This window comes from Azospirillum thiophilum (genome assembly GCF_001305595.1).
Classification (GTDB): Bacteria; Pseudomonadota; Alphaproteobacteria; order Azospirillales; family Azospirillaceae; genus Azospirillum; species Azospirillum thiophilum.
Map to the genome: position 1 here is coordinate 555487 of NZ_CP012401.1, position 18868 is coordinate 574354.

Genomic DNA, 18868 nt, shown 5'->3' on the forward strand with positions numbered 1-18868 from the left:
GCCCCACCTCCTACCAATGCAACGATGTGATCGCGTCCTCAAGAACCATCGCGCCCATCTCCATGGTTTCCTCGATCATCTCGGCGGACGGCCCCATCGCGAGGCCATAGACGCGGCCCTGCTGCCCCCAGTCGGGGTTGGCCATGTCGAGGCTGGAGCGAATCACCAATCCGCGCACCTCCTCCCGGACGTCCCGGTAGCGCCGCTCCTCGTCGACGACGATCCGTAGGGCCTCGTCGGCGGACGCCATGAACTCCTGCAGCGCGATCGGCTCCGACCCGGTGCCGTGGATCGGCCAGACGCAGATGGCCGCTTGGCGCCCGGTCGCGCAATCCTCGACGGCGAGGACAATGGTGGCGCCCAGCGCGTGCTGCCATGGGCGAAGCGATGGATGGCCGTCCGGCAGGGTGGCGTCGAGGACGGAGATCGCCAGATCGCGGCCGGGACGCCGGAGGAGGAAGAGTCCGCTCTGCTGCGCCAGATCGCTCCAGCGGCCGCGGCCCTGCTCGCGCCGGATCCGCAGCGGGCTGAGCGCTACGGGGCGGCATCCCCGGATCCGCCCCAGGGCGATGTGGACGGAGAGCCGGACGAAGTCGCTCCACAGCCGGCGCTGCCAGCGCCACGTGTCGTCTTGGCGCCGCTCGTCGCCGAGGACCTCCTGATACGCCTTCCAGATGGACCGGTAGCGGGCGTCGTGCTGAAGCACGTAGTTGGGCGTGACGGGATGGGTGGGGTCCGCTATCCCCTGGGCCTCAAGCTCGCGCCAGGTGCGGCGGCACAGGCCGGCATAGGCGGCGACCAAGCGGTAACGCTCACTCGCCGCGTAGCGCTTGTTGGCGCGCAGGTAGCCGTTAGCCTCCATCGTCGAGTGGCGCAGCAGGTCCTTGAGGACGCGGTTCTCAAGGGTGTTCAAGTTCTCCTCGCGGGCGATCCCGAGCACCGCCTGGCGCGGGCCGGCCTTCTCCTCGATCGACGTGCCGGGCTGCCTGATCAGCCAGTCGATGCATCCCTTGTCGATCTCCTGAACGCGATCAAGCGGCATGGGGCGGCGGACACGGGCGAGCACCCGGCGGGGGTGCTGAGCAACCTCCATCAGGACGCGGCGGTAGGTTTCGGCGTGCTCGACGATGAGTTCCTTCGGGGCGTCGAGCGCGTTCGCCTCGGTGGTGGTCCAGGCGGCGGCAATGCGCGACCACGCGGCCACGCCGCCCGCGGGGCGCTCGCCGTCCGACGCCTCGGCCTCGCGGATCCGTGACAGCACTTTCAGGATGAAGTCTTGAATGCGGTCGCCATCGTTAGCCGGTGCGTCGGATTGCCGCTTCTGTGGCTTCGCCAAGTAGCCGTCGAGTTCGATGGACGCCGCCATCTCGGTATCCGGGGCTCCGATGGCGAGCGCCAGGGTGCGCTCCTCGGGCCGGATACCGGACGGCAGGGCATGCATTGCGAACCGGTCCTGCGCCCAGTCGAAAGGTGCCCCCTCCTGCTGCATGCGCAGGCGACGGCCGGCGACAAGCACGCGCGCGGCGGTGGGGATGGCGAGCATGAGGCCATGGGCGGCCATCACCTGTGCTGTCGCGCCGTCGCGCAGCGGGACGCGGGGTGCAGCACCGCTGATCGGCGTCTCTGCGTAGAGACCCCACGGTACCGTGAGCAGGAAAGGGAGAGCCGGCATCAGACGGTCCTTCGCACTCCGCGCCAGTTGAAGGTCTGTCCTGAGGCGTCATCGATCATTGCCTCACCAAAAGCCTTGGCAAGAACTTGATCTTTGAGATCCTCAGTCACAAGACGCTGGAGTTTTTCGAGGTGTCCGCGATTATTTTCGAGTTCAATGCCTCGCAATTTTGGAAGAATGCGCTGTTCAATCTGGTCTGCAAAGGCAATGCGAGCAACATCCTGATCATCTGAATCAGGGTAATTGGCGACATACGACAGGATGGCTTGGTTCACGCGATGAGCAAATGGACGGCCCATGCTATCCATCAATGCATTCAAACGACGCATCCAGTTTTCTGCATTTGTTTTCACCGAATCCGGCAGATCCCCAAAGCGGCGGCACCAGCTCCGCCATTGCTTCTCCGGAAGATGCGCGTCAAACGTGTTGTCTTTGTCTTCGGGCGGCTCATTGGCGAGGGTTTCGGGCCGCGGGAAACGCAATAGGTTCGAACGGTCGAGCACCTTGTCCGAGAGCGAGAGTGTCGACTCGTCCTCGTTCATGCTGCCGACGAAGAGGATGTTGTGGCCGGGATACAGGCCGCGGACACGTTTGCCGATCCGTCCGAGGTCGAGCTGGAGGCTCAGCTTTCGGACGCGGTCCTCGGTCTCGGTCCCGGGCATCGGGCGACCCTCGAGGCCACTGAGGAATTCGGAGAAGTAGTACTCGACGCGGGCCAGATTCATCTCGTCGAGGAGCACCAGCATCATGTGCCCATGGAAGGGGCGCGCCCGATCCGGCCAATTGACGGGGTCGAGATGCACCATCGCGCGGGCGAGGTCGGTCGCCTTGTATGTCTTCTCGAGGTAATTGTAGAAACCGAGGATGTCCTGAGGCCCGTCCCAGCGCGGTTGCACCGCGACCTTGAGGAAGTGCAGCCCCATCGCCTCGGAGTACCGCCGCGGCAACTGACTCTTGCCGGTGCCGGAGACGCCGGAGAGAACGGTGATCGGACTGATCGGGGACACCTTGAGGGAAGTGTGGAATGCCTTGAGAGTCCGCTCCGGGAACGAGAGCTTGAGGGCAGCGAGGTGCCTGCGGACACCGTCCAACGCGTCGCGCTCGTCAGTGCGCGTCCGACTCTTGGCCATCGCCGGCTTGACACGGCCGTCCTCATCCTCTTCGCCAAGGCACTCGGGAACCCGCTCGAGGTCAAGGGGCGGCGTCTTGGCGTCCGCGTCGGAGCCGCCGGCGTGTTCGCCACGCAGACGCAGGATCTCCGCTTCCAGGGCGGCGGCCCGCACATGGAGGATTGCGACGCTCCGCTCGGCCTGCGCCACCTCCTCTTGTATGCGTTTCAGGACCGAGACAGCCTCGACGGATGCCTTTTCTGCATCGGCCAGAAGGTCCCGCTGCACCGCGGCAGCGTCCTGGGCGGCGGCGGCAGCCCGGTCCGCCGCGTCGACCCGCTCTTGGGCGTCCCGGATCCGCGCCTCGATGGCCGCGATCTCACCGTCTCCAGCATGTGCTTGCTGCCGGAGCTCTGCGATGCGGTCCTCCAACTCGTTGGTAGCGTTGCGGACCGCGTCGAGGTACTTGCGGGCCGCCTCCGCCTGGGCCGCCGCTTCGGTGACTCCGAGTTCGACCATCTGCAGTTCGTCGCGCTTTGCCTGCAGATCGCCGTTCGTCCGGTCGAGGTCCTCCTGCGCCTTCGCCTTGGCGTCGGCGAGTGCATGGATCGCCGTCTCGATGTCGCCGATGTGTTTCTCGGCATCATCGATGCGCGCTTCGCGACGCCCGAGTTCCTCGAGACGTTCCTCCTTGTCCCGGAGGTCCCGCTCAACCTCGGCGAGGCGCTGGAACTTCTCGGCCAGCTCGGCGGAGATCTCCTCAGCTCGGCGTGCCTCGTCCTTGGAGGCTTCAATGTCCACGCGGATCGCCGACAGACGCTCCTCCTCGGCTTGGCGGACGGCGCGGACTCGTTCGAGTTCGACCAGCGCCTCGCGGGCCTCCCGACGCCGTTCCTCCTCCGACAGCTCGATGAGCGTCAATTCTTCGCGCTTGGCAGAGAGACGCGCCGCAACCTCCTCCAGAAAGGCGGCGGCCGGCACACGCTTGAGGACCATGCCGTTGGCGTACAGGGCCACGCCGCCGATGACCACGGCGGCGAACGCCAGGAGCGCGCCGATCAGGAACAGGGCGGGGGTGAAGCCGGGATCGATGAGGTCCATCGGGAAAAGCTCCTTGGCGGCGCAATCAGCGGGCGGGCGAGGCCGGTTGCAGTTCGACGGCTGGCGTGACCACCGCGCCGGGAACGGGAGAGGTGGGTTGGAAGGACGTGCCCTGGACAGGTGTCGCCAGCTTGGCCGCCTTTTCTTCCAAGAGCTTGATGCGGGCCTCGGCGGCCAGGGCGGCGCTCTCGGCTTCCTGACGGCGCCCTTCCGCACGCGCCGCAGCCTCGCTGGCTACGGCGCGGCGTCGCTCCGCCTCGTCGCGTTCGGTCCGGGCGACGGCGAGAGCTTTTTCTCGTTCATCCAACTCCTGGCGAACCGACTGCAACCGGTCCACCTCCGCCCGCATTCGCGCGACCTCCTCGGCGACGCGGTCGCGCGCGCCACGGCTTTCGGCGGCTTGCCCTTCGGCAGTGCGAGCCCCGGCCTGGGCGGTCTCAAGCTCCTTCTGGGCGACCTCGAACTTCTTGGCCACCTCGGCCAGCCGCCCCGTCGCTGCGCGCGTCTTCTCCTCGGTGTCGCGGGCCTGCCGTTCGGCATCATCGCGCCGCCGTTCCAGATCGGCCATTGCGTCGCGCGCCTTTTGGCCGGCCGCAGCGTCACGGTCGCGTTCGGCGCGGGCACCATCGGCCGCCACCTTGAGATTGCCAGCCTCCGTGCGGGTAGCCGTCAATTGGATGGTGGCGGCGGCAAGATCCTTCGATACACGGTCCATCGCGTCGTCGAGGTCCTTTTTGCGGCCCTCCTGCGCCTTGATGGCGTCGGCCGAACGGGCGACCGCCGTTCTCGCCTTCTCTTCTGCCTCGCGTGTCTGGCGCTCGGCGTCATCGCGTCGCCGATCCAAGTCGGCCGCCGCTTCGCGTGCCTTTTGGGCGGTCGCGGTATCGCGGTCGCGGTCGGCGCGGGCGCCATCGGCTGCCATCTTCAGATTGCCGGCCTCTGCGCGGGTGGTCGTCAACTGGACGGTGGCGGCAGCAAGGTCTTTCGAAACGCGGTCCATGGCGCCCTCAAGATCAGCGAGCTTGCGCTGCCGCTCTTGCAGGAGAGCGGCGCTCTCCTTCTGCTTGGCCACGGCGTCCTGCTCCGCCTCCTGGGCGGCCTTCCGCCGACTCTCAGCCTCACGGGTTGCCTGCTCCGCAGCGGCCACGCTCCGCCGCATGCCGTCGAGGTCGCGTTCTGCGCTCTGCGTCTGCCGGCGTGCCCCTTCGATCTGCTGTGCGAGTTGCTTGGTCTCGGCCTCCAAAGCGGTCACTGCGGCGTGGGCGGCCGTCTCCTGCTCCCTTGATGCCTTGAGGCGTTGCAGCGCGTCGGAAAGTTGCCCATCCAGTTGCCTGGACTCGGCTGTCGCCCGCGAGGCTGCGGCGTCGGCTTCCGCTTTTTCCTGGCGGAGGCGCACGATGTCCTTCTCCAGCGAGGAGCGGCTGCGAGCAAGCTCATCGTTGAGGGTGGTGAGCTGGGCGCGCTGCTCGATCCAGGCACGGCGGCCAGCGCCGTCGGACAGGATGGCGGCACCGGCGGCTGCAAGCCCGAGCGTGCCGAGCAGGCCGAGACCACACACCGCCTTGAACAGGCGGGAGTGCCCGGCGAGGGCACGGTCGGCCACGGTCCGCGCCGACACCCGGTCGCCCTCAGAGTTCTCGTACGACCCGTTCAACGCATCCCTCCATGTCCTCACGAAGATCGTAGACCCAGAATCGAAGCACCTTCCAACCCAGCGACCGGAGCTGCAGGTCGCGGAAATAGTCGGACTGCTTGCGGTTGCCGTCGATGTCGCGGTGCCAGCGGTCGCCATCCACCTCGACGTCGATCATGCGGCCGCCGTCGACGATCGCCAGATCGAGACGGCGCCCGGCCACGGGAAATTGCGGCACAGTGGCGATGCCGCGCACGCGCAACGCATCGTGGAAGCGCTTCTCCCAAGGCGAATCGAAGGTGCCGATGTGATCTGCCGCACGCCGGTTGCGCCGGGCAACGAGCGCTTGGACATGGCCGATGCCGCATGTCGCCGCGAACTCCAGGTTGCCGAAAACGTGGCAGACGGCGCGAGCCCGGCTGACGGCGACATTCACCAGATTCGGCGTGGTGGCCACGAAGCCCCGAGCGCCGCGCGGCATGTCCGGCCCCAGGCAGAGGCTGAAGATCATGAGGTCGCGCGCGTCGCCCTGGAACCTGTGTGCGGTGGCGACCGTGAGATGGACGGCATCCCGGATGTCAGCCGGGATCTCGGCGTCGAGCCGGTCCCGCAGGCGGTCGGCTTGCACGGCGAATGGTGTGACGACACCGACCGAGCCGCGGTAACCTTGGTCAAGCAGCAGGGCGCGCAGATGCGAACAAATGGCGTCAGCCTCGGACCGCGACCAACAGCCGCTCGCCGCTGCACTGATCGGCCCGATGGCGGGCGTCCAATGGAAGCCCGGCGCCGTGCCTGGCGGCGGACGGATCGCCGAAGGCGCGGTGAGCGGACGCAGGCGCTGGCCGTAGAAGGTGTCGCTGATGTAGTCGGCTATGTCCGGATGGCAGCGGTAATGGTCGCGCAGCAGATGTTGCCGCCCGCCCGCCGCCGCGGCCAGATGGAACAGGCTGTTGGCGACGAAGCTGTAGCGGCCGATGCCGGCTGCGTACAGTCCGGCGGCCCGCAGCGCGTCGACTTCCCAGGCATGGTCAATTTTGGTGATGTGCTTCAACTGCGCGGGGTCGCCGACCACCACCACTGAGCGCGCACGAGCCAGCAATGGGATGGCCGAGGCGATGTCGCATTGCGACGCCTCGTCGATGATGAGGATGTCGAAGAGTCCGGGGACGAGCGGGAGCTTGCTGGAAACGCCGAGGTTCGACACGGCCCACAAAGGGAAATGGCGGAAGATGAGTTCCTTGGCACGCAGCCAGAGCTCGCGGTAGCGTTCGGCACCGACGGCGCCGCCACGTTGGTTGAGCCCGACCTCCCCGCGCAGGTCCGTAAGCTCGGCCCGGTGGGACGGCTCGCACTCCGCCAGTGCGTCGACCAACATCCGCAACACGTCCGCCGAGCGGCCTCTGATGCTGGCGGCATACCCGGCTAAATCCGGCTGGTCGGCGGCGCCGAACGCGCGCAGTTCGGCCTCGAGGCGATCGCGTTCGGCCAACGCGGCGCGCAGCCGCGCGCCCTTCCCGAAGGTGTCGCGGCAATTCTCCAAGTGTTCTTCGTCGAGAGACGCCGCAGCGCCTGGAGGGCCGAGGCGGGCCACGGCACGCATGAGGAGGTGGCGCGCGAGGCGCCGCGGCAGGAAGCGCGTCCACCAGCGAGTACGGCCGAGGTCCGGCAACGCCGGAGTGCGGAGCATCCAGCCGGCTGTTTCCGCGCCGAGTTCGGCCTCGAGGGTATCGATCTCCTCGATGATCCGACCAAGCGCATCAGTTGCGGCGGCCTCTTCGTCGATCCTGCGGCAGGCCGCGACACGCAGATCGTCGAGGCGGCGGATCTGGTCAAGCGCCTCGGCGAGACGCTCCCGACGCCCGGAGGCAGCGGGCCGCGCCATAATCGACTCGATGGCGTGTTCGAAGCTGAAGCCGCTCGAATCGCCATCAGCGTTGGCGCGCGTCAGAAGGGGCTTGTCGTCGACGAGAGCGCGGATGCGCTCCTCCACCGCGTCGAGGGCCTTGTGGTTCCGGCTCGCCAAGAGAACGCTGCGTTGCTCGAGCGCGGCGCAGGCCATGATCGCCGCAACCACCTGGGATTTGCCGGTTCCGGGCGGACCGGTGACCACCGTCAGCGGTCCGCGCAGCGCGTCCCTCAGCGCGGCGAGTTGATCCTGGCCGAGTTCGAGCGGCTCTCCAACCGATGGTGCCGCGAGGGTTTCTCTGCCGGAGGGACTTTCGTTCTCGTCGGCCTCCTGAGCGAACACAGCACCGAGCGCCGTGGTGGCCAGATCGTGTTCAGACCAAGCGGCGATCTCTCCGATCTCCCGCGCGGCGCCTCGGGCAAATCGCAGCTCCGAGGGGAGGAACACTCCCAGCAGGTTGTACATGCCCGTGCGATCGCAGAGGTCGAGGGCATCGGCGAGATGCGCCGGCTCGATGGGTGCCCTCATATCCGCGGCGGCGAAGTTCTGCGCGTGCGCAGCCACCGAACTCCAATCCTGGAACGGCGCGTCCTTGCCGTCCTCGGTATCTTCCAACGTCGCCCAGCGGGCGAGATCGCTGGTGTCGCGCCCCCGGAAGCGCTGGTCCTTCAGCCAGTCGGAGGCGAAGCGAGGAGTTTCGGCAGGGACGACGATCTCCAGCGCGTCCGTCGTCAGCGACCAGCCGCAGGCCACCCAGGCCACCGGCAGCACAAACGGCGGCATGTCGTCGCCGCGCGGCCGAACGTAGTGCACGGGGTAGGAGAGCACCAGCGGCTCGGCCCTGCGCCGCGCTAAGCCGGCAAGGAAATCCTCCGGCAGGCGTGCCCGCTCGATCCGCAAACATCCTACGCTTCCAAGCTCGGGCCACCACCGTCCCTGCGGGCGGCAGAACAGGAACTGCTTGCCGTAGCCCTCGGCGTTCCCGTTGGTGTCCCGGGATTCATTTCGGACCAGACACTCTCGATAGAATGGCAGAAGCCGGCGCAGATTGCCCAAGCCATGCTCTACAGATCCGGAGTCGCAAGGCTCCGGCGGAGCCTGCGGCTGGCCACCGGCAAAGGCGACCGTACCGGGAACGGCGAGCAGGCGTCGGCCGTCGGCGCCGGTGGGTTCCGATATGGCAGCGTCGGCGCGCTCCCGGCCGGGCGTTCCGGCGCCGGTGGGTCCGCTCCATACCCAACGACGATCCGGAGCGATCCGGGCGAAACCATCGCGCTGCAGGTGAAGGAGTCCTTCGGCAACGGCCGCCGGCGTTGTTTCGAGGCGCGAGGCCCGCAGGAAACGCAGGATGCGAAAAAGACCGAACCCTTCATGACGGCCTTCCAGCGCGGCCCGCAAGGCAGCCCGGATAGCCTCGGGCGCAGCACGGCTGTTCTGGTGTGGCGACAAGCGAGCAATAATGTCGGGAGGAAACGACACTCTTGCAGAGCTTATTTTTCTTAAGGATTCGTCAACCAAGTGGCGATCTCTTTTCCTTTACCGGTAGTTGATTGTGCATGAGTTCAAAATGCAACCATGATAAAATCACACCACTGCAACAACGGCCACCAAAAAGAGCGCGAACCGGCTGGATTTGCGTTTCAAGGTTGTCACACAACGTTGGTCTTGCCGCAAAGCATGTTCAACCGCACGCGAGGAGTGGTTCTGTGAATCGCCGAGCCTGAGGCTCCGCGGGGCGTTCAACCGCTTCTCGCTCAAGGACTGCCGTTGCGTGGCGTCGCGATAGGTCCCAACGCGCGCGCCATGTCCCGACCGGCGGCGCCCCGCTTTTACAACTTTCCATCCTCATTCGGAGTGTGCGAATTTGCCCCGCGCCGCCTTCGGCGGGCATCAGGATGCACAAGGACGCCTTTTTCCGATGAGCCATCAGTCTCTCTCCGCTCTCGTCTGGTCGGTCGCCGATCGTTTGCGCGGCGACTACAAGCAGTCCGAATACGGTCGGGTCATTCTGCCGCTGACCGTTCTGCGCCGCCTGGACTGCGTGCTGGAGCCGACCAAGGCCGCCGTCCTGGCCGAGTTCGCGGAGAAGACGGCGCAGGGGCTGAACCCGGAACCGTTCCTGCTGCGCAAGGCCAAGCAGAGCTTCTGCAACACCTCGCCCTTCGATCTGAAGACGCTGATGGGCGACGCCGACAACCTGAAGGCCAACCTGCTGAGCTACGTCGCCGCTTTTTCCCCGGCGGTGCGCGACGTGTTCGAGCGTTTCGACTTTCCCACCCAGGTGGAGCGCCTGCACAAGGCCGGGCTGCTCTATCAGGTGGTCGAGAAGTTCGTGGCCATCGACCTGCACCCCGACCGCGTCGACAACCACCAGATGGGGCTGGTCTTCGAGGAGCTGATCCGCAAATTCGCCGAACTGTCGAACGAGACCGCCGGGGAGCATTTCACCCCGCGCGAGGTCATCCGGCTGATGGTGACGCTGCTGTTCATCGAGGATGACGAGGTTCTGTCCAAGCCGGGCGTGGTCCGCACCATCTACGATCCGACCGCCGGCACAGGCGGCATGCTGTCCATCGCCGGGGAGTATCTGGCCGAGCTTAATCCCCAGGCCCGGCTGACCATGTCCGGGCAGGAGCTGAACGCCGAATCCTATGCCATCTGCAAGGCGGACATGCTGATCAAGGGGCAGGATGTCGGCAACATCGTCTTCGGCAACACGCTGTCCGACGACGGCCACCCGAACCGGCGCTTCGACTACATGCTGTCCAACCCGCCCTTCGGCGTGGAATGGAAGAAGGTCGAGAAGGAGATCCGCAAGGAGCACGAAAGCCAAGGCTACAACGGCCGTTTCGGCCCCGGCCTGCCACGCGTGTCGGACGGGTCCATGCTGTTCCTTCTCCACCTCCTCAGCAAGATGCGCCCGGCGTCGGAAGGCGGCAGCCGGTTCGGCATCGTGCTGAACGGCTCGCCGCTGTTCACCGGCGGGGCGGGCGGCGGCGAGAGCGAGATCCGGCGCTACGTTCTGGAAAACGACCTGCTGGAGGCCATCATCGGCCTGCCCACCGACATGTTCTACAACACCGGCATCGCGACCTATGTCTGGATCGTCGGCAACCGCAAGCCCGAGGCGCGCAAGGGCAAGGTGCAACTGATCGACGCCGGCGCCTTCTGGCAGAAAATGCGCAAGGGTCTGGGCAGCAAGCGCAAGGAGATGTCCGACGCCCACATCGCCGACGTCACCCGCCTGTTCGGGGACTTCGTCGAGGCCGATCTGGTCACGCTGTTCGACGCCAACGGCAAGGAGACGGAGCGCCGGATCGTCGGCCTCGCCGACCCGGACCCGGCGATTCCCACCGGCGGCAAGCGCAAACGCGCGCCGATCAGCCGCATCTTCGCCAACAGCGCCTTCGGCTACCGCAGCATCACCGTCGAACGCCCGGAGCGCGACGCGGCGGGGGCCATCGTGCTGGGCCAGAAGGGCAAGCAGAAGGGCAAACCGCTGCCGGATTCCAAGCTGCGCGACACCGAAAACGTGCCGCTGACCGAGGATGTCGAGGCGTACTTCAAGCGCGAGGTGCTGCCGCACGCGCCCGACGCTTGGATCGACCATGACAAGACCAAGATCGGCTACGAGATTCCCTTCAACCGTCACTTCTACGTGTTCGAGCCGCCGCGCCCCCTGGCTGAGATCGACGCGGAGCTGAACGGAGTCATTGGACGGATTCAGGCTCTGTTGGGCGAGGTGGTGGGATGAGCGCCCTCGGACGTTCCATCCGCCTGTTCCTGGCCGACGGCGTACCGGGCGGCATCATCACGGCCGAAATCGTGAACTGGACCGGTCACGTCATGGTGGCGCCCCGGTCTCGGCTGCCCGACCTGCTGCGGCGGTCGGAGGCCGGGCGTACCGGCGTCTATTTCCTCAGCGGCGACGACCCGGACGGGACACTCGCCCCGCTGGTCTACATAGGGGAGACGGACAATGTGGGCAAACGCCTCGCCCAGCACAATCGCGACGAGGACAAGGCGTTCTGGGAGCGTGCTTGCGTCGTCACCAGCAAGGACCACAACCTGACGAAGGCACACGCCCGCTATCTGGAGAGCCGCCTGATCGCCATCGCCGGACAGGCCGGACGCGCCAAGCTGATGAACGGTACGGCGCCCGACTACGGCCTGCTCCCGGAGTCCGACATCGCCGACATGGAATTCTTCATCGAGCAGATCCGCACCGTGCTGCCGGTGTTGGGGCTGGAGTTCTTGCGCGAGCCACCACGCGTCTCCACCGCTGCCGCCCCAAAACCAGCGGCGGACACGTCCACCCTGGCGTTGCTAATCCCTCCTTCCTTCGAAATGAGCAGCCCGAAGCACGATCTGCGGGCCGAAGCACGGGAGGTCGATGGAGATTTCGTCGTTCTGGCCGGTTCGCAGGCCCAGCGGCAGTGGATCGGTGTGGCGGGCCACTCCTACCAAGCCTTGCACCAGCAGTTGGTTGATAGCGGCGTGTTGGTCGGAGAGGCAGAAGGGCCACTCCGATTCGCCAGCGACCGCGCTTTTCGCAGTCCGAGCGCGGCGTCCGCCGCTGTTCTCGGTCGAGCGGACAATGGACGGCTCTCCTGGCGCGTCAAGGGCACCAACAAGACCTATGCGCAGTGGCAAGAAGAGCGGGTCGCTGCCGTCGATCCGGTTGGAGGCGAAGGATGACCTATCCGCGTTACACCGACACCAAAGACAGTGGAATGGCTTGGTTGGGGGAGATGCCGAGCCATTGGTCTCTGGTTTCTATCAAAGCGCTGTATCGCTTTGTGAAGCGTCAAGACAACGCGGATGCACCAGTTCTTTCAGTATACCGTGAATATGGTGTCATAGAAAAATCATCAAGATCAGATAACAACAACAAGACGCCGGACGATCTTTCTCTTTACCAAACTGTCTTGGAAGACGATTTGGTTATCAACAAAATGAAGGCATGGCAGGGCTCTCTTGGGGTATCGAAAATCCACGGGATCACTAGCCCGGATTATGCTGTATTTGAAAAAATACACTCTGAAGTTTCAGGCTATCTCCATAACCTACTTCGATCAAACGCCATGCCAAGCGTTTACAGGTTGATATCGAACGGAATTCGCAATGAACAGTGGCGACTTGAGCCTGATAAATTCCTCCAAATTAAGGTTCCTCTGCCGCCGCATACCGAACAAAATGCTATCGTCGCCTTCCTCGACCGCGAGACGGCAAAAATCGACGCGCTGGTGGCGGAGCAGGAGCGGTTGATTGAACTGCTGAAGGAGAAGCGGCAGGCCGTCATTTCCCATGCCGTCACCAAGGGCCTGAACCCCGACGCCCCTATGAAGGATTCAGGTATCGAGTGGTTGGGCAAAATTCCGATGAATTGGAGAATTGTTCGCCTAAAATTTGTCGCTGAAGTTCAAGGTGGTGTAGCAAAGGGTCGTGAAATTGAAAATTCTGATGCAATTGATGTCCCATATCTTCGAGTTACTAACGTTCAAGATGGGTATCTTGATTTGGATGATATTGCCACAATTCAGATTGAATCCAGAGAATTAGAGCGATTTTTGCTAAAAAATGGCGACGTTCTCATGAATGAGGGCGGAGATTTTGATAAACTTGGCAGAGGCCATATTTGGAAAGGCGAAATCGAAAACTGCATACATCAAAATCATGTATTTGCCGTTCGGCCAAAATACATTGAATCAGAATGGCTGAATCTACAGACAAGCGCAGATTACGGGCGCTTTTACTTTATGTCGCGCTCTAAGCAAAGCACGAATTTGGCATCAATATCCTCGACAAATATTTGCGAATTTCCAATGATTTGCCCTCCACCAACCGATAGGGCCATTCTTGTAAAGCACGTTTACAAGGAAACCGTCAAACTCGACACCCTCATCACCGAAGCCCAACGCGCCATCGACCTCCTCAAGGAGCGCCGCGCCGCCTTGATCTCCGCCGCCGTCACCGGACAGATCGACGTGCGCGGGCTGGTGGAATCGGAGGCCGCCGCATGAAGTTCGAGACGTTCCGGGCCGGGCGCTGGCAGCCGCGCTATCAGTACAAGAGCTTCGAGCCTGTTCCCGTGAACCACGAATGGACGTGGGAGGACCCGACCGTCAACACGCTGCTGGAGGCCGCCAACCGGGCCTTGGGCGAGTTGAACGCCTTCTCCCTGATCGTTCCCGACATCGACCTGTTCATCCAGATGCACGTGGTCAAGGAGGCCCAGACCTCCAGCCGCATCGAGGGCACGCAGACCGGCATCGACGAAGCCCTGATGCCGGAGGAGCAGATTCAGCCCGAGAAGCGCGACGACTGGCGCGAGGTCCGCAACTACATCGAGGCGGTCAACACGGCCATCGCCGAACTCGCCTCCCTGCCCCTGTCCAACCGCCTGTTGAAGCAAACCCACGCCATCCTCATGCAGGGGGTGCGCGGCGAGCACAAGCAGCCCGGCGAATTCCGCGCCAGCCAGAACTGGATCGGCGGGTCCAGCGTCAGCGACGCCGTGTTCATCCCGCCGCATCCCGAAGGGGTGCCGGACCTGATGAGCGACCTGGAGAAGTTCTGGCACAACGACACCATCGCCGTGCCCCATCTGGTGCGGATCGCCATCAGCCACTACCAGTTCGAGACCGTCCATCCCTTCCTGGACGGCAATGGCCGCATCGGGCGCCTGTTGATCCCCCTCTATCTGGTCGGCCACGGGCTGCTGGCGAAGCCGTCGCTGTACCTGTCGGACTTCTTCGAGCGCAACCGGGCCAGCTACTACGACGCCCTCATGCGGGTGCGCGTGTCGAACGACCTGATCCACTGGGTGCGCTTCTTCCTCAACGGCGTGGCCGAGACCGCCACCAAGGGGCGGGACGTGTTCCGCCAGATTCTGGCCCTGCGCACCGAGGTCGAACAGGCCGTGCTGGGGCTGGGCAAGCGCACCCCCAACGCCCGGCAGACGCTGAACCTGCTGTATCGCAAGCCGATCGTCTCGGCCGCCGACATCGAGGTGACTCTTGGCGTCAGCACGCCGACGGCGAACGCGCTGATCCGCGACCTGATGCAGTTGGGCATTCTGATCGAGATCACGGGGCAGCAGCGAGGCCGCAGCTACGCCTTTCACCGTTACCTTACACTCTTCGTAAGTTAAGGGAATGTCATTTCCCTTAACCTATCTCCACGTTCAGTTAAGGCGGAAACGGTCATGAGCCTGCACCGGGAAATCGCGTTCGAGGATGACATCTGCGCGCATCTGGCGGCGCAGGGATGGCTGCATGATCCCGACGCCGCCGCCCGCTACGACCGCCGGCGCGCCCTGTTCCCCGAGGATCTGCTGGCCTGGGTCCGCGACACCCAGCCCACGGCCTGGGATGCCCTGGTCAAGAGCCATGGGACGGCGGCGGAAGACACGTTGCTCGACCGTGTGCGCAAGCAGATGGACGATCGCGGCACGCTGGATGTCCTGCGCGTCGGCGTGGAAATGCTGGGCTTGCGCCAGCCCCTGACCCTGGCCCAGTTCCGCCCGGCGCTGGCGATGAACCCCGACCTGCAAGCGAAGTACGCGGCGAACCGGCTGCGCGTGGTCCGGCAGGTCCGCTATTCGCTGCACAACGAGAACTCCATCGATCTGGTGCTGTTCCTCAACGGCCTGCCCATCGCCACGGCGGAGTTGAAGAGCGACTTCACCCAGGGCGTCGGCGACGCGGTGGACCAGTACCGCTTCGACCGCAACCCGAAGCCCAAGGGGCAGACCGCCGCCGAACCGCTGCTGGAATTTCCGCGCGGGGCGCTGGTCCATTTCGCCGTCAGCAACTCCGACGTCCGCATGGCGACGAAGCTGGTGGGCGCGGACACCGTCTTCCTGCCCTTCAACCGGGGCGACCACGGCGCGGCGGGCAACCCGCCGAACCCGAACGGCCATCGCACCGCCTATCTGTGGGAAGAGGTCTGGCAGCGGGACAGTTGGCTCGACATTCTGGGCCGCTATCTCGTCGCCAAGAAGGACGGCAAGACGCGGATCACCGCGTTGGTCTTCCCCCGTTATCACCAGCTCGACGCCACCCGGCGACTGGTCGCCGCCGTGCTCGCCGATCCGCCTGGACAGAAGTACCTGATCCAGCATTCGGCCGGATCGGGCAAGACGAACTCCATCGCCTGGACGGCGCATTTCCTCGCAGACCTGCACGACGGCGGCAATCGCAAGCTGTTCGACACGGTGCTCGTGGTCAGCGACCGGACCGTTCTCGATGATCAGTTGCAGGAGGCGATCTTCAGCTTCCAGCGCACCACCGGCGTCGTCGCCACCGTGAAGGGCGAATCGCAGAGCAAGAGTGGTGAGCTTGCGTCGGCGCTGGCCGGCGGCAAGAAGATCGTCGTCTGCACCATTCAGACCTTCCCCTTCGCGCTCCAGACCGTACAGGAACTGGCGGCGACGCAGGGCAAGCGCTTCGCCGTGATCGCCGACGAGGCGCACAGCTCGCAGACCGGCGAGGCCGCCGCGAAGCTGAAGCAGGTTCTGAACGCCGCCGAACTGGCGGAACTCGCCGACGGTGGCGAGGTCGGCGCCGAAGACCTACTGGCCGCCCAGATGGCGGCGCGCGCGAACGACGCCGGCATTACCTACATCGCCTTCACGGCGACACCGAAGGCGAAGACGCTGGAACTGTTCGGGCGGCGCCCCGATCCCAGCCGCCCGGCCGGGCCGGGCAACCTGCCCACGCCCTTCCATGTCTACTCGATGCGGCAGGCCATTGAGGAGGGCTTCATCCTCGACGTGCTGCGGAACTACACGCCGTACCGTCTGGCCTTCCGTCTGGCAACCGGCGGCCGGGAATGGGACGACGCGGAGGTCGAGCGCAACGAGGCCATGAAGGGCATCATGCGCTGGGTCCGGCTCCACCCCTACAACATCAGCCAGAAAGTTCAGGTCGTCGTCGAGCATTTCCGGGAGAACATCGCGACGCTGCTGGATGGTCGGGCAAAGGCGATGGTCGTCGTGGCGAGCCGGGTCGAGGCCGTGCGCTGGCAACTCGCCATCGACCGCTACATCAAGGACCAGGGCTACAGGATCGGCACGCTGGTCGCCTTTTCCGGCGAGGTGAAAGATGCCGAATCGGGGCCAGACCCGTTCACCGAGACCGGAGCGGCGCTTAACCCGAACCTGCGCGGGCGCGACATCGCCGAGGCGTTCGCCACCGAGGATTACCGGATCCTGCTGGTCGCCAACAAGTTCCAGACCGGCTTCGACCAGCCCCTGCTGTGCGGGATGTATGTGGACAAGCGTCTCGCCGGCATCCAGGCGGTTCAGACCCTGTCGCGCCTGAACCGGGCCTATCCCGGCAAGGACACCACATACATTCTCGACTTTGTGAATGACCCGGACGAGGTTCTGGCCGCCTTCCGCACCTACCACGACACGGCACAGCTCGAGGCGACGACCGACCCGGACATTGTGTTCGATCTCCGCGCCAAGCTCGACGCGACGGGGTACTACGACGAACACGAGGTGGACCGTGTCGTCGCCGTCGAGATGGCCGTCAACGCTTCCCAGGCTCAGCTCGCAGCAGCGCTCGAGCCCGTGGCCGACCGCCTATTGAGGCGCTACAAGGCCGCGACCGAGGCGCTACAGGCCGCCCGCTCGACGCAGGACGCCCAGGCTGAACAGGACGCGCGGAATGCGATGAACGTCCTCCTTCTGTTCAAGCGCGATCTCGGGGTGTTCCTGCGGGTGTATGGCTTCCTGTCGCAGATCTTCGACTACGGCAACACGTCGATCGAAAAGCGCGCGATCTTCTTCAAGCGCCTGCTGCCACTGTTGGAGTTCGGCCGCGAACGGAGTGGCGTCGATCTGTCCAAGGTGACGCTGACCCATCACGCCTTGCGGAACCGGGGCAAGCGTGATCTGGCGCTTGCCGGCGGTGAGGCCGACACGTTGAAGCCTTTCACGGCACCGGGAAGCGGCGAGGTCCAGGAGAAGGAAAAGGTCCAACTGTCGGAGATTATCGCCAAGGTGAATGACCTGTTCGAGGGCGAACTGACCGACGACGACAAGCTGGTTTACGTGAACAACGTGTTGAAGGGAAAGCTTCTGGAGTCGGAGATCCTGGTTCAGCAGGCCGCGAACAACACAAAGGAGCAGTTCGCCAACTCCCCGGATCTCGCTAACGAATTGTTGAACGCCATCATGGATGCCTTCGCCGCTCACACCTCAATGAGCAAGCAGGCACTGAACTCCGAAAAGGTGCGGCACGGGTTGAAGGATATCCTGCTCGGTCCAGGACAACTCTATGAAGCTCTACGTTCCCACGGTGGGGAAGCCGGGCGCGTATAGGATGCGAATCATCGCTCCCGGAGAAAGGTCTATCTCTCAGACTTGATACGTCCCTCATTCCACAACCAAAAAGACAGAAAAGCCATTGCCAAAGCCCATGTCATGCAAACCGCCAGCAGGATGAACCAAGCCGACGGTTCCTCCGGCGGAGAGTTGCTTGAAAGCATGGGATACACTACTTTTCCAGAGAGTTGCCCGAACACGTTGGCGATGGCCAACGGAAACTCGAACAGGGCGACCGAGCGACCGAGCGACCGACCAGCGCAAGGCGTAAATCGTTCAAGGATCGCAGAGACGTTTCGATCGCCTTCACCTCCGCCTCCAAAGCGCCGAGGCGACGTTCAAGCGTTTTCCAAACGAGGCGGGCGTTCGGGTCGTTGGAGCTATGCGGGAATCTGGGTGATGACGGTCTGATGAGGGCGGCGTATCGAGGCGGAGGTGGACGCCTTCCTGAGCGCCATGAAGGACTTCAAGCTGGCGGACGGCCACGACCGGGTTGTGCGGCACGGGCACAGCCCCGAGCGGGCGATCCATACCGGCGTCGGGCCGGTTGAAATGCGCCGCGCCAAGTTGCACGACCGTGGCGCCGACGAAGGCGGCGACCGGCTCCGCCTCACCTCGGCGATCCTGCCCCGCTGAGCGCGGCGCTCCAAGAGCTTGGACGCCCTGCTGCCGGTGCTCTACCTGCGCGGTGTCTCCACCGGCGACTTCCAGGATGCGCTCACCGCCTTGCTCGGCAAGGATGCCCCGAACCTGTCGCCGTCCGTCATCGCCCAGCTCAAGCAGGACTGGGCGTCCGACTATACACGCTGGCAAAAGCGCGACTTGTCGGCACGGCACTACGTCTACCTCTGGGCTGATGGCGTCTACCTGCGGGCCCGCATGGAGCCGGTCGCCGAGTGCATGCTAGTCATCATCGGTGCCACGCCGGAGGGCAAGAAGGAACTGGTCGGCTTCCAGGTCGGCGTGACTCAACCAAATCGGCCTCCGGGAAACCCGGCGCGGTTCACTCAATGGTGTCCTCATTCGAGAAAACAGGCAGATCGGTGTGTAGCCTCCAGTCAATGCGCGGCCGGGCGGCGGGCGCGTCACGTTCTCGGGTATGCAGGACCGT

At 64.6% G+C, this 18868-nt stretch carries 9 protein-coding genes and 1 pseudogene; 6 read left to right on the forward strand and 4 right to left on the reverse strand.

Translation table 11 applies throughout. The features are described from left to right. Nucleotides 1–10 precede the first annotated feature (10 nt). Genes AL072_RS02575 through AL072_RS02590 form a run of 4 tightly spaced genes read right to left on the reverse strand, consistent with a single transcriptional unit; the run spans nt 11 to nt 8939 of the window. Nucleotides 11–1672: a DUF2357 domain-containing protein gene (locus AL072_RS02575; protein WP_045581640.1), complete on the reverse strand. Its 1662-nt coding sequence runs from the start codon at nt 1670–1672 to the stop codon at nt 11–13. Further along, nucleotides 1672–3882 carry an AAA family ATPase gene (locus AL072_RS02580; protein ID WP_045581639.1) on the reverse strand — a complete coding sequence of 737 codons (2211 nt, stop codon included), beginning with the start codon at nt 3880–3882 and terminating at the stop codon, nt 1672–1674. Before AL072_RS02580 ends, AL072_RS02575 begins: the two co-directional genes overlap by 1 nt. A 25-nt stretch (nt 3883–3907) precedes the next feature. Further along, nucleotides 3908–5536, reverse strand: coding sequence for a coiled-coil domain-containing protein (locus tag AL072_RS02585; protein ID WP_045581638.1), 1629 nt, complete (start codon nt 5534–5536; stop codon nt 3908–3910). Then, entirely contained in the window at nt 5511–8939 is a 3429-nt protein-coding gene (locus AL072_RS02590) for an AAA domain-containing protein (RefSeq protein WP_144428121.1), read from the reverse strand. Before AL072_RS02590 ends, AL072_RS02585 begins: the two co-directional genes overlap by 26 nt. 400 nt (nt 8940–9339) lie before the next feature. Here AL072_RS02590 and AL072_RS02595 point away from each other — a divergent pair, with 400 nt between their 5' ends. From AL072_RS02595 to AL072_RS02620, 6 genes and pseudogenes are all read left to right on the forward strand, one after another. Then, nucleotides 9340–11175 (forward strand): type I restriction-modification system subunit M, encoded by a 1836-nt coding sequence (locus AL072_RS02595; RefSeq protein WP_045581636.1) that lies wholly within the window; start codon nt 9340–9342, stop codon nt 11173–11175. Continuing rightward, entirely contained in the window at nt 11172–12119 is a 948-nt protein-coding gene (locus tag AL072_RS02600) for a GIY-YIG nuclease family protein (RefSeq protein ID WP_045581635.1), read from the forward strand. Before AL072_RS02595 ends, AL072_RS02600 begins: the two co-directional genes overlap by 4 nt. Then, nucleotides 12116–13444 carry a restriction endonuclease subunit S gene (locus AL072_RS33200; protein WP_082108893.1) on the forward strand — a complete coding sequence of 443 codons (1329 nt, stop codon included), beginning with the start codon at nt 12116–12118 and terminating at the stop codon, nt 13442–13444. Before AL072_RS02600 ends, AL072_RS33200 begins: the two co-directional genes overlap by 4 nt. Next, nucleotides 13441–14574, forward strand: a complete 1134-nt coding sequence (locus tag AL072_RS02610) for a Fic family protein (protein ID WP_045581633.1) — start codon at nt 13441–13443, stop codon at nt 14572–14574. The genes AL072_RS33200 and AL072_RS02610 overlap by 4 nt, the downstream gene beginning before the upstream one ends. A 54-nt stretch (nt 14575–14628) precedes the next feature. Beyond that, entirely contained in the window at nt 14629–17754 is a 3126-nt protein-coding gene (locus tag AL072_RS02615; protein WP_045581632.1) for a type I restriction endonuclease subunit R, read from the forward strand. A gap of 426 nt (nt 17755–18180) precedes the next feature. Continuing rightward, a pseudogene (locus AL072_RS02620) lies at nt 18181–18729 on the forward strand (transposase); the annotation flags it as partial. Between the last annotated feature and the right edge of the window lie 139 nt (nt 18730–18868).

What these genes read in the sequence shown, in the direction of transcription:
- AL072_RS02575 (WP_045581640.1), bottom strand. Translation starts at nt 1,672, where the DNA reads ATGCCGGCTCTCCCTTTCCTGCTCACGGTACCGTGGGGTCTCTACGCA.
- AL072_RS02580 (WP_045581639.1), bottom strand. Translation starts at nt 3,882, where the DNA reads ATGGACCTCATCGATCCCGGCTTCACCCCCGCCCTGTTCCTGATCGGC.
- AL072_RS02595 (WP_045581636.1), top strand. Translation starts at nt 9,340, where the DNA reads ATGAGCCATCAGTCTCTCTCCGCTCTCGTCTGGTCGGTCGCCGATCGT.
- AL072_RS02600 (WP_045581635.1), top strand. Translation starts at nt 11,172, where the DNA reads ATGAGCGCCCTCGGACGTTCCATCCGCCTGTTCCTGGCCGACGGCGTA.
- AL072_RS33200 (WP_082108893.1), top strand. Translation starts at nt 12,116, where the DNA reads ATGACCTATCCGCGTTACACCGACACCAAAGACAGTGGAATGGCTTGG.
- AL072_RS02610 (WP_045581633.1), top strand. Translation starts at nt 13,441, where the DNA reads ATGAAGTTCGAGACGTTCCGGGCCGGGCGCTGGCAGCCGCGCTATCAG.
- AL072_RS02615 (WP_045581632.1), top strand. Translation starts at nt 14,629, where the DNA reads ATGAGCCTGCACCGGGAAATCGCGTTCGAGGATGACATCTGCGCGCAT.